Below are 9,394 nucleotides of genomic sequence, written 5' to 3' on the forward strand. Positions count from 1 at the left end.
TTGCTTGTCAATCCTTGAACGGAAATAGCGCGGGATTACTCTAAGCGCCATGAACCGGCCGTTCGAGTACCGTCCCAAATTCACCGACATCCGAGTCCGTCCGCCCAAGAAGGGCGAAGACGACCCGGTGCACGACGTCCTGGGCCTCAAGCCCGGCGAGAAGCGCTGCGATCATCCCGACTGCCGTCTGGCGGGATCGACCAAGGCGCCGAAGTCGCGCGACCTGCCGAACCAACACTACTGGTTCTGTCAGCAGCACGCGGCCGAGTACAACAAGAACTGGAATTTCTACGCCGGCATGAGCGAGGCGCAGATCCGCGCCGCCCAGGAAACCGAGCGCCAGACCGGCGGTCGGCCGACCTGGAGCTTCAAGGCCGACGCCAATTCCCGGGAAGCCGCCGCGGCGGCCGCCCGCGACGCCCGCGCCTTCGCCGACCCGTTCGGCATCTTCCGGGCCCAGCAGCGCAAGGCCGAGTCGGCGCGCAGCGCCGCCGAGCGCAGCCTGGGCAAGCTGGAACGCCAGGCCCTGGCCGATCTCGACCTGGAAGCCGGCGCCGACAGCGCCGCGATCAAGGCCAAGTACAAGGAGCTGCTCAAGCGCTGCCACCCCGACGCCAATGGCGGCGACCGCAGCGCCGAGCACAAGCTCCAGCGGGTCATCAAGGCTTACAAGACCCTGCAGAAGTCCGGGATGGTGAAAGCCTAGCGGGGTCCAGGAGCACCCCGCTCGGTCTCATCCCCGCCGATCCTCCCCCATCCCCGCAGGGAGGGGGAGTGAATACGCATCGTGAAGCCCGAGCGCTTCGCCGCCTAGGCCGCCAGCGTCTCGGCATACTGCAGCGCCTTGGCCATCGCCCCGGCGCGGACCTCGTCGCCCATCATCAGGCCGTCGGCGTTGATCACTTCCGGGTTGGTGATTCCGATGAAGGCCAGCACGCCGCGCAGATAGGTCTCGGCGTGCTCCAGCGGGCCGCCGACCGCGTATTGGCCGCCGCGCGTGAGCGCCAGGATCACCCGCTTGCCGCCCGCCAGTCCCTGTGGGCCATTGTCGCCGTAGCTGAAGGTCCTGCCAGCCACCAGGATGCGGTCGATCCAGGCCTTCAGCTGGCTCGAGATGTTGAAATTGTACATCGGGACGCCGATGACCACGACGTCGGCGGCCAGGAATTCGTCGAGCATCGGATTGGCCGCGCCCAGGCCCTCCAGCGTCAGATGCGGCGGCGGCTCCTTGCCGAGATCGCGATAGGTCACGCTGGCCGACGGATCGGTCGCCTTCAAGCGCGCCACGGCGGCGGCGGTGAGCGCGCGACTGGCCGAGGCTTCGCCCTGGATACTGGAGTCGATATGGAGGAGGTTCATGATATGCGCTAGGTCCCGATTGGTGACCTGCACCAGTTATGAGACCGCCTCGGTCTCGCCAAGAACGCATATTTTTAGGACTAGGTCACACGGCTATGCCCACCCAAGCCACCCGAACACGGGATCTCCCCGAGCATCGCATCGATCACAGTAACTGCCGCTCGGTCAGCGAGATCCTCCAGCGGATCGGCGACAAGTGGACGGTTCTGGTGGTCATGACCCTGAAGGCGCGCCCGCTGCGCTTCAACGACATCAAGCGCTCGGTCGGCGGCATCTCGCAGCAGATGCTGACCCGCACCCTGCGCATCCTGGAGCGCGACGGCATGGTCTCGCGCACCGTCTATCCGACCGTGCCGCCGCAGGTGGAATACGCCCTGACGGACCTGGGCCATTCGCTGGCCGAACCCGTCATGCAGCTGGGCCAGTGGGCCCAGGCCCACCTCGACACTATCCACGACCACCGGCGGCGCTACGACGCCGCCGCGACCTGACGCTTGCGGAACGGCCCGCGCCTGGGCCATCCTCGCGCCGCCTTTCCGGGCGAGGGACAGACATCTCATGACCGACCCAGATTGGCGCGCGCCGGTCGATCCGCCGACGCCGGTGACCCCGGTGCCGTTCGGCAAGCCCTGGAGCATCTGGGCCTGGGGCGGCCTGATCTCGACGGCGGGACTGGCCCTGGCCGTCGCGCCGCGCCCGGTGCTGACCCTGCTGCACGCCCACGTCGAGACCCCGTCCCTGCCCTGGGTGCGATTCGCCGGCCTGCTGCTGCTGGCCTACGCCATGGGCTATCACGTCGCCGGCTGGACCGGGCAGCGCACCTATATGCGGGCCTCGGTGGTATTGCGTGTGTTCTCCCTGGTGGTGATCGGCGCCTTCGTCCTGCTGGACTGGCTGCCCAAGGCCTGGCTGGCCGTAGGCTTGGCCGACTTCGTCGGCGCGGTGTGGACCACACTCGAGCTTCGCTGGCGTCCGAAGCCCAAGGCGGCGTAAGGCGCGCGCTTCGTATTACAAAACCTTCAGTTGGCGTGGTCCGTGTTGAAGGCCATGGCTGCGTCGTTCGAGGGGGATGTCGTGCGTATTCTATTCCTGCTTTTGGCGCTGCTCGGCGCCCCGTCCATGGCCGCGGCCGACTCGAACTTCAAGCGCATCAATCCGCCGGGCCAGTACGCCGTCGGGCTGCGCGTCGTCGAGCAATACGACTTCGCCCGCGGCTATCGCGGGGCCACTGATCCGCTGACGGGCAAGCCGGTGACCGGCGAGCGGGCGCGGCCGATCCAGACCCTGATCTGGTACCCGGCGGCCAAGGGCTCGGGCCGCGACGTGACGGTCGAGGACTATGTCAAGCTCGGCGCCACCGCCGATGACTTCGAACGCCCGCCCGCCGAACGCGCCGCGCTGGAGGCCAAGTTCGTCCGCGCCCGCGTCGCCGTCCTCTCGCCGGAGCGAGCCAAGGCCGAGCTGGCCGCGCCGATGCGGGCCCGGCGCGACGCCATGGCCGCGGCGGGCAAGTTCCCGGTCGTGATCTACGCGCCCAGCTTCAACGCCGAGGCCTATGAGAACGCCGACCTCTGCGAATACCTGGCCAGCCAGGGCTATCTGGTCATCGCCAGCCCCAGCTTCGGCCAGGCGTCGCGCGGCATGACGACCGAGCTGGAGGGCGTCGAGACCCAGGTCGGCGATATCGAATTCCTGATCGGCTACGCCCACGGCCTGCCCCAGGCCGACATCAGCCGCCTGGCCGTGGCCGGCTACAGCTGGGGCGGCCTGGCCAACGTCATGGCCGCCGCCAAGGACAGCCGCATCGACGCCCTGGTCGCGCTGGACGGCTCGGTGCGCTACTGGCCCGAAACCATCAAGCAGTCGCGGTTCCTGACCCCCGCGCGCGTCACCGCGCCGATGCTATATGTCGCCGCCGCGCCCAAGCCGGTCGAGGAACAGGCGGCCGACGTGAACAGAGACACCAGCTTCCTCGCCAAGATGAAATACGCCGACCTCTACAAGGTCACCCTCTATCCGTACGTCCATTCCAACTTCTCGGTGATGTTCGACCAGCGGCTGGCCGCCGAGTACGGCGACTACGACAAGGACGAGCTGTCAGTCGCCAACGGCTGGGTGGAAACCTATGTCCGCCGTTTCCTGGACGCCTATCTCAGGGGCGACGCCGCCGCCCGCGCCTTTCTCGACACCCCTGTCGCCAAGACTGGCGCGCCGCGCCATCTCTTCACCCTCGACGTCGCCAAGGCTCAGGGCGCCCCGCCGACCCAGGCCGCCTTCGCCGCCGAGCTGAACCGCGTCGGTTTCGACAAGGCCCAGGCCACCTATCAGGCGTTCCGGAGCCGAGACCGGGACTTCGCCATCGACGAGACCGAGATGAACCGCTGGGGTTATCAGCTGCTCGGCAACGGCGACACCGGCGCGGCCGTGGCGATCCTGAAATTGAACCAGGAGCTCCACGCCGACAGCTGGAATGCGTTCGACAGCCTTGGCGAGGCCTATGCCGCCGCCGGCGACAAGGCCCTGGCGATCGCGGCCTATCGCCAGTCGTTGGCGCTGAACCCCAAGAACACCAACGGCGTCACGCAGCTGAAGGCGCTGGGCGCGACGCCCTGAGCTCGAACCGCCGCTGCACGAAGAACGCCGCCAGCCAGCAGGCCATGGCCCAGGCCGCGCCCATGCACCAGCCGGCCAGGACGTCGCTGGCCCAGTGGACGCCCAGATAGACGCGGCTGAGGCCGACCAGCAGGCTGACCAGCACCGCCGCCCCGACCGCCAGCACCTTGACCCGCCGGCGGTCCGCGAAGCGCGCGGCCAGCACGCCCAGGGTCAGGAACACCACCGCCGACAGCATGGCGTGGCCCGACGGGAAGCTGGCGTTGACCGCCTCGACCGCGCGGTAGACCAGATCCGGCCGCTCGCGTCCGAAGATCAGCTTCAGGGTCTGGCTGATCGCCAGTCCTCCGCCGGCGCCCGCGAGCAGCAGCAGCCCCTCGCTCCAGCGGCGCAGGGACGCCAGCAGGGCGAAGGCCAGCAGGATGATCAGGCCCAGCACCGTCACAGAGCCCAAGGCGGTGATGTCGGCGGCGGCGATGTGCAGCCATCCTGGCCCGACCAGTTCGTGCGGCTGACCGTCGACTCGCAAGGCCTTCAATACGGAGAGATCCAACGCCCGGGTCTCGCCCTCGGCCACTTCGTCAGCGATCGACAGGAAGCCCCAGCCGCCCAGCGCAACCACCAAAAGGGCGCTCGTCGCGCCCAGTTCGCGCCGCGCCGCGGACAGCAATCCCGGAAAGCCTATGCGGATCAAACGGATGGTCATCGAACGACACTTCTCGCAACAACATTTCTCATATGAAACATGAACTTAAGCTGAGCGGGACCGTTCATCCCGCCTCTAGGTCGAGCATCCTAGGGTGCTCTCACCTTCAAAGGAGACCGATTATGAAACGTCTTATCACCGCCTCGCTCGCCGTTCTGATGCTGGCCGGCGGCGCTGGCGCCGCTTCGGCCCAGGACTATCGTCGCGACCACAACAACAATGGCCGCTACGACGCTCGCGACCGCTCCTACGAGCAAGGCCGCCGCGATCAGGCTCGCGCCGAAGATCGCCACGACCGCCGCGAGTATCGCCGCTGGGCCAAGGGCCAACGTCTGGACCAACGCTATCGCGGCAACAGCTACTATGTCAGCGACTATCGTCGCCATGGCCTTCGCCAGCCGCCGCGCGGCTATCGCTGGCAGCGCGTGAACGACCAGTACGTCCTGGCCGCCGTCGCGACCGGCCTGATCGCCTCGGTGATCATCGCCAACCGCTAAAAAATAGCGCTGGAGTGGGCGCCGCAACGCGGCGCCCTCTTCCCCTACCCTGGGTCAAGCGTTTAATCGGATGTCATGCCCGAGTTCGCCGACACCAGCTCCGCCGCCGATCCGCTGATCACCCTGGTCCCCGACAAGTGGGTGACGCTTCGCGACGCGTTCGGCGTCGACAGCGACATGAAGGTCCCGGCCTTCTCGCACCGCGATCCGCACGTTCCCGAGATCGACACGGCCTACAAGTTCGATCCGCAGACGACCAAGGCCATCTGCGCCGGCTTCGCCAAGGACCGCCGCGTGATGGTCCAGGGCTATCACGGCACCGGCAAGTCGACTCACATCGAGCAGATCGCCGCGCGCCTGAACTGGCCGCTGGTCCGCGTGAACCTGGACAGCCACGTCTCGCGTATCGATCTGGTCGGCAAGGACGCCATCGTCCTGAAGGAAGGCAAGCAGGTCACCGAGTTCCGCGAGGGCATCCTGCCCTGGGCCCTGCAGCGTCCGATCGCCCTGGTGTTCGACGAATATGACGCCGGGCGTCCGGACGTCATGTTCGTGATCCAGCGGGTGCTGGAAGCCGGCGGCAAGCTGACCCTGCTGGACCAGAACCGCGTCATCCGCGCCAATCCGTATTTCCGCCTGTTCGCCACGACCAACACCATCGGTCTGGGCGACACCACCGGCCTCTATCACGGCACCCAGCAGATCAACCAAGGCCAGATGGACCGCTGGTCGATCGTCACCACGCTCAACTATCTGGAGCACGACGTCGAGGCCGCCATCGTGCTGGCCAAGAACCCGTCCTATGACACGGTGGAAGGCAAGCGCACGATCTCGGCCATGGTCCGCGTCGCCGACATGACCCGCAACGCCTTCATGAACGGCGACATCTCGACCGTCATGAGCCCGCGCACGGTGATCACCTGGGCCCAGAACGCCGAGATCTTCGATCACGACGTGGCCCTGGCCTTCCGCCTGACCTTCCTGAACAAGTGCGACGAACTGGAGCGCCCCACGGTGGCCGAGTTCTTCCAGCGCGCGTTCGGCGCGGACCTCCCGGAAAGCGCCGCGCGGGTGAAGGTGGCCTAAACTCCTCCATCTCCCCAGCGGGAGAGGGCGCAATTCGACAAGACCCTCCGTCCGGAACCGCCTACGCTGGCGGCCCGTTCGACCCGCGACGCTTACTTGGAGACGCCTCATGACCGACATCACCTACATCATCGTCGAGCACGACGGCGGCTGGGCCTATAAGGTGGGCGACACCTTCTCCGAGACCTTCGCGAGCCACGACGCGGCGCTGAAGGCGGCCCAGCGCGCGGCCGGCGAGCAGCGGGTTTCGGGCGAGACCGAAGGCATCACCTACGAGGACAAGAACGCCGTCTGGCATCAGGAAGTCTCGTCCGGCGAGGATCGCCCCACCACCCACGTCAAGGACGCCTGACGGCCCGGTCCTGAAATCGGCCCGGTTCTTGCGGGATGGTGCTTCCTGAAGCCCATTTTGAGACAAAGGTCGCCGCCGATGTTCGCCAAGAAGAAAGACACCGCCGCGCCGCTGGCCCTGACCCCGCTGGATCAAGGCTGCGCCGCGGCGCCGCAAGCGCAACCGGCCGCGCCGGCGCCCGCGCGTCCGAAGCCGGCCTCGATGTTCAGCCAGGGCCTGACCGTCCGCGGCGACATCGTCGGCGACGTCGAGGTGCATCTCGACTGCGTGGTGCTGGGCGACATCAAGGTGGGCAAGCTCATCGTCGGTCCGAACGCCCGCGTCGAGGGTTCGGTCATCGCCCAGGCCATCGAGATCCACGGCCTGGTGATCGGCGCGGTGACGGCCCAGGCGGTTCGCCTGTACGGCACCGCCCGCGTCGACGGCGACATCACCCATGAGCAGCTGGCCATGGAGACCGGCGCGGAGTTCCAGGGCCGCAGCCTGAAGTTCCGTCGCCCGGCCCCGGCTCAACCGCAACCGCAACCGCAACCGGCTCAGCCCCAGGCCCACGTCCCGCCGGCCCCGCAACCGGCGCCGACCGCGCCGCCGTCGGCCTCGCAGACACCGTACAGCCAGGTGGCGCACTGAACGATTTGATCCGTCTCCGGACGCCGAGCTCGGCGCCCACGGTCGGTCGCCGCGCGCATCTGTGGCGCGGCGGCCACGTGGCCCCGCTTTCACCGAAAACCTCGGAACGCTGATGCTAAGCCAGGCTTTGATACGATGTGGGCCGGCGCGAACCGGCCCGGATCGAGGAGCCCAAATCCATGGCCGGAAAGCCGTTGAAGATCGTGCCCCCCGTCCCCGGCGTGGCGGAAATCTATGACCTGGGACGCGGTCCCGAAACCACCGCTCAGCGCGTGGAGCGTCTGCAGACCGAAGCCCGTCTGCTGGCCCGCGAAGAGATCGAGCGCCTGGATCGCGACCTGCGCCGCCTGGCCGACCAGGCCCGGACGATCGCCGACGGCGGCGAGGCCTATCCAGCCGGCATCCGCGAACTGGCGGGCCGCATCGGCGTCGACACGGCCCGAACGCGCCGAGATCCTCCGCGCCCTTCTGGAACGCTCGCGCTAGACCCCTAAACTCGAAGCTCAGGCCGCCGCGTTGGCCATCTTGCGCAGGCGGCGCGCCAGGTCCTCGGGCCGGTCGGCGATCTGGTCGAACAGCGCCTGAACCTCGGCCTCGCCGAACCCGGCCGCGCGCAAGGTGCGCCAAGCCCCCGCCAGCACCGCCTCGGCGATGTCTAGTCGATCGTCGGTCAGGCGCAGGCCGGCCCCGAACGGGCTCTGAAACACGGAAGTCTGATCGGCGAACGACATGGGCGATCCTCCTGCGGCGCGGTAATGTTCCTTTTTTGTTCCCATTATTGGCCGGAGTCGAGTTCCCCGCATCCCCAAAACGAAAAAGCCCCGACATCCGAAGACGTCGGGGCTGACGGCGTGTCGGGGCGGACAGCGCCTATCGGATCGCCGGCTCACAACGGCGATCTGATCCGATGAAGGCCTAATGTGCTGGATTGGAAGTTCGCCCCCGCTTGGTTCAGGCTCTGAGCGAACTTCCAATCCAAAAAGCACATTAGAAACATAGACTTGCTATTGCCCTTATCGATTCCGAAGTTCGTCGGGGCTTGCCACAAGCGCTTGCGAACTTCGGGGATCGGGACACTAGCGACAGATGGTCCGCTCGTAGTACGCGCCGTTCCAGCGGTCGTACTCGCGGGTCGTCCAGCAGTCGCGCGCCGGGCGGCCGTAGTACGGACGCGGGGCGTAGCCATAGCCGTAGCCATAGCGCGGCGGGGGCGGCGGCGGGGCGTAGTAGCCCCGGTCGTAATAGCCGCGGTCGTAGCGATCGTGACGGTTGCCGTCCGAGATCGCCGCGCCGACCGCCAGGCCGACGATGCCGGCGGCGACGGCCACGGCGGCGGTGTCATTGCCGCGATGGCCGCGATAGTGGCCGTAGCGCGGGTCGGCCGAGGCCGTGGTGGCGGCGGCGACCAGCGAGAGCGCGGCGACGCCGGCGGCGACCCGACCGACCGTGGTGATGATCTTGCTGGCCATGATGGCCTCCTTGGCTCTTTCGAACTTGGGTCCTTCGCTTCCCGGCGGCGCGGCGCGTCGCCTCAAGCGTTACGTGGACGATCGGACTCCGAGCCTGAACGGCGCCTGAACGAAGTCTTTCAACGATCGCCGGAACCGGTTTGTTCATCTTTTTCGGGAAAGGTGTCTCGAAACAGCCCCTTGCGACCTCCACGGAGACCGCCCTCATGACCGACACCGTGTCCTACGCCCAGGGTCAGGCCCTACAGGTCCTCTCGTTCGAGGTCGGGGCCCAGACCTATTGCGTCCCCGTCAGCGCGGTGCGCGAGATCCGGCGGCGTCACCCCGCCGACCCCGCTGCCCGAGGCGCCGCCCTATGTGCGCGGCGTCATCAATCTGCGCGGCCAGGTCATGCCGGTCATCGACCTGTCGTGGCGGCTGGGCAAGGGCGCGGCCCAGGATGGCGCCCGCCAGGTGATCATCGTGGTCGAGAACCATGACGACGTCGCCGGCCTGCTGGTCGACGCCGTCTGCGACAGCTTCACCGTCGAGGCCGAGCACATCAACGCGCCCCCGGCCCTGGGCGACGGCGAGGAACTCGCCGCTGGTCGCCGCCGTGATCACCAGCGGCGAAGGCGACATGACCGTCCTGCTGGCCGTCAGCCGCATCCTGCCGGAACGCCAGCAGGCGCTGGCGGCTTAA

13 protein-coding genes and 1 pseudogene are annotated in these 9,394 nt (G+C 67.6%); 10 read left to right on the forward strand and 4 right to left on the reverse strand.

The genetic code is table 11. The annotated features are described in order from the left end of the window. Window positions 1–49 precede the first annotated feature (49 nt). Window positions 50–706: a J domain-containing protein gene (locus tag ACHMW8_RS02395; protein ID WP_395444645.1), complete on the forward strand. Its 657-nt coding sequence runs from the start codon at window positions 50–52 to the stop codon at window positions 704–706. A 104-nt stretch (window positions 707–810) separates the two neighbouring features. On the opposite strand, the gene ACHMW8_RS02400 is transcribed toward ACHMW8_RS02395, so the two are convergent. Beyond that, window positions 811–1,359 (reverse strand): FMN-dependent NADH-azoreductase, encoded by a 549-nt coding sequence (locus tag ACHMW8_RS02400; RefSeq protein WP_395444646.1) that lies wholly within the window; start codon window positions 1,357–1,359, stop codon window positions 811–813. A 95-nt stretch (window positions 1,360–1,454) separates the two neighbouring features. Between ACHMW8_RS02400 and ACHMW8_RS02405 the strand changes: the two genes are divergently transcribed. The 3 genes from ACHMW8_RS02405 (at window position 1,455) to ACHMW8_RS02415 (ending at window position 3,972) form a co-directional block, all read left to right on the forward strand. Continuing rightward, entirely contained in the window at window positions 1,455–1,850 is a 396-nt protein-coding gene (locus ACHMW8_RS02405) for a winged helix-turn-helix transcriptional regulator (protein WP_395444647.1), read from the forward strand. Between the two features lie 67 nt (window positions 1,851–1,917). Beyond that, complete coding sequence (locus ACHMW8_RS02410) at window positions 1,918–2,352, forward strand: hypothetical protein (RefSeq protein ID WP_125155545.1); 435 nt, start codon at window positions 1,918–1,920, stop codon at window positions 2,350–2,352. Between the two features lie 81 nt (window positions 2,353–2,433). Then, window positions 2,434–3,972: a dienelactone hydrolase family protein gene (locus tag ACHMW8_RS02415; RefSeq protein WP_395444648.1), complete on the forward strand. Its 1,539-nt coding sequence runs from the start codon at window positions 2,434–2,436 to the stop codon at window positions 3,970–3,972. Here the strand turns inward: ACHMW8_RS02415 and ACHMW8_RS02420 are convergent. Further along, entirely contained in the window at window positions 3,938–4,678 is a 741-nt protein-coding gene (locus ACHMW8_RS02420; protein WP_395444649.1) for a phosphatase PAP2 family protein, read from the reverse strand. The genes ACHMW8_RS02415 and ACHMW8_RS02420 overlap by 35 nt on opposite strands. 122 nt (window positions 4,679–4,800) lie before the next feature. Between ACHMW8_RS02420 and ACHMW8_RS02425 the strand changes: the two genes are divergently transcribed. The 5 genes from ACHMW8_RS02425 to ACHMW8_RS02445 all read left to right on the forward strand — a co-directional run bounded on the left by ACHMW8_RS02425 (window position 4,801) and on the right by ACHMW8_RS02445 (window position 7,737). Beyond that, window positions 4,801–5,175, forward strand: a complete 375-nt coding sequence (locus ACHMW8_RS02425) for an RcnB family protein (RefSeq protein WP_125155542.1) — start codon at window positions 4,801–4,803, stop codon at window positions 5,173–5,175. 75 nt (window positions 5,176–5,250) lie between these two features. After that, window positions 5,251–6,261, forward strand: a complete 1,011-nt coding sequence (gene cobS, locus ACHMW8_RS02430) for a cobaltochelatase subunit CobS (protein WP_125155541.1) — start codon at window positions 5,251–5,253, stop codon at window positions 6,259–6,261. A gap of 109 nt (window positions 6,262–6,370) precedes the next feature. Continuing rightward, the gene (locus ACHMW8_RS02435) at window positions 6,371–6,613 is read left to right on the forward strand and encodes a DUF2188 domain-containing protein (protein WP_395444650.1); all 243 of its coding nucleotides are present in this window, start codon (window positions 6,371–6,373) and stop codon (window positions 6,611–6,613) included. A gap of 78 nt (window positions 6,614–6,691) precedes the next feature. After that, window positions 6,692–7,243, forward strand: a complete 552-nt coding sequence (locus ACHMW8_RS02440) for a polymer-forming cytoskeletal protein (protein ID WP_395444651.1) — start codon at window positions 6,692–6,694, stop codon at window positions 7,241–7,243. A gap of 179 nt (window positions 7,244–7,422) precedes the next feature. Further along, window positions 7,423–7,737, forward strand: a complete 315-nt coding sequence (locus tag ACHMW8_RS02445) for a hypothetical protein (RefSeq protein ID WP_395444652.1) — start codon at window positions 7,423–7,425, stop codon at window positions 7,735–7,737. Between the two features lie 9 nt (window positions 7,738–7,746). On the opposite strand, the gene ACHMW8_RS02450 is transcribed toward ACHMW8_RS02445, so the two are convergent. After that, window positions 7,747–7,974 carry a hypothetical protein gene (locus tag ACHMW8_RS02450; protein ID WP_099581075.1) on the reverse strand — a complete coding sequence of 76 codons (228 nt, stop codon included), beginning with the start codon at window positions 7,972–7,974 and terminating at the stop codon, window positions 7,747–7,749. Between the two features lie 345 nt (window positions 7,975–8,319). Further along, window positions 8,320–8,712: a hypothetical protein gene (locus ACHMW8_RS02455; protein ID WP_395444653.1), complete on the reverse strand. Its 393-nt coding sequence runs from the start codon at window positions 8,710–8,712 to the stop codon at window positions 8,320–8,322. Window positions 8,713–8,918: 206 nt separating this feature from the next. Here ACHMW8_RS02455 and ACHMW8_RS02460 point away from each other — a divergent pair. Then, window positions 8,919–9,394, forward strand: a pseudogene (locus ACHMW8_RS02460) (chemotaxis protein CheW).

It is taken from the genome of Caulobacter sp. UC70_42, assembly GCF_044056025.1.
Classification (GTDB): domain Bacteria; phylum Pseudomonadota; class Alphaproteobacteria; order Caulobacterales; family Caulobacteraceae; genus Caulobacter.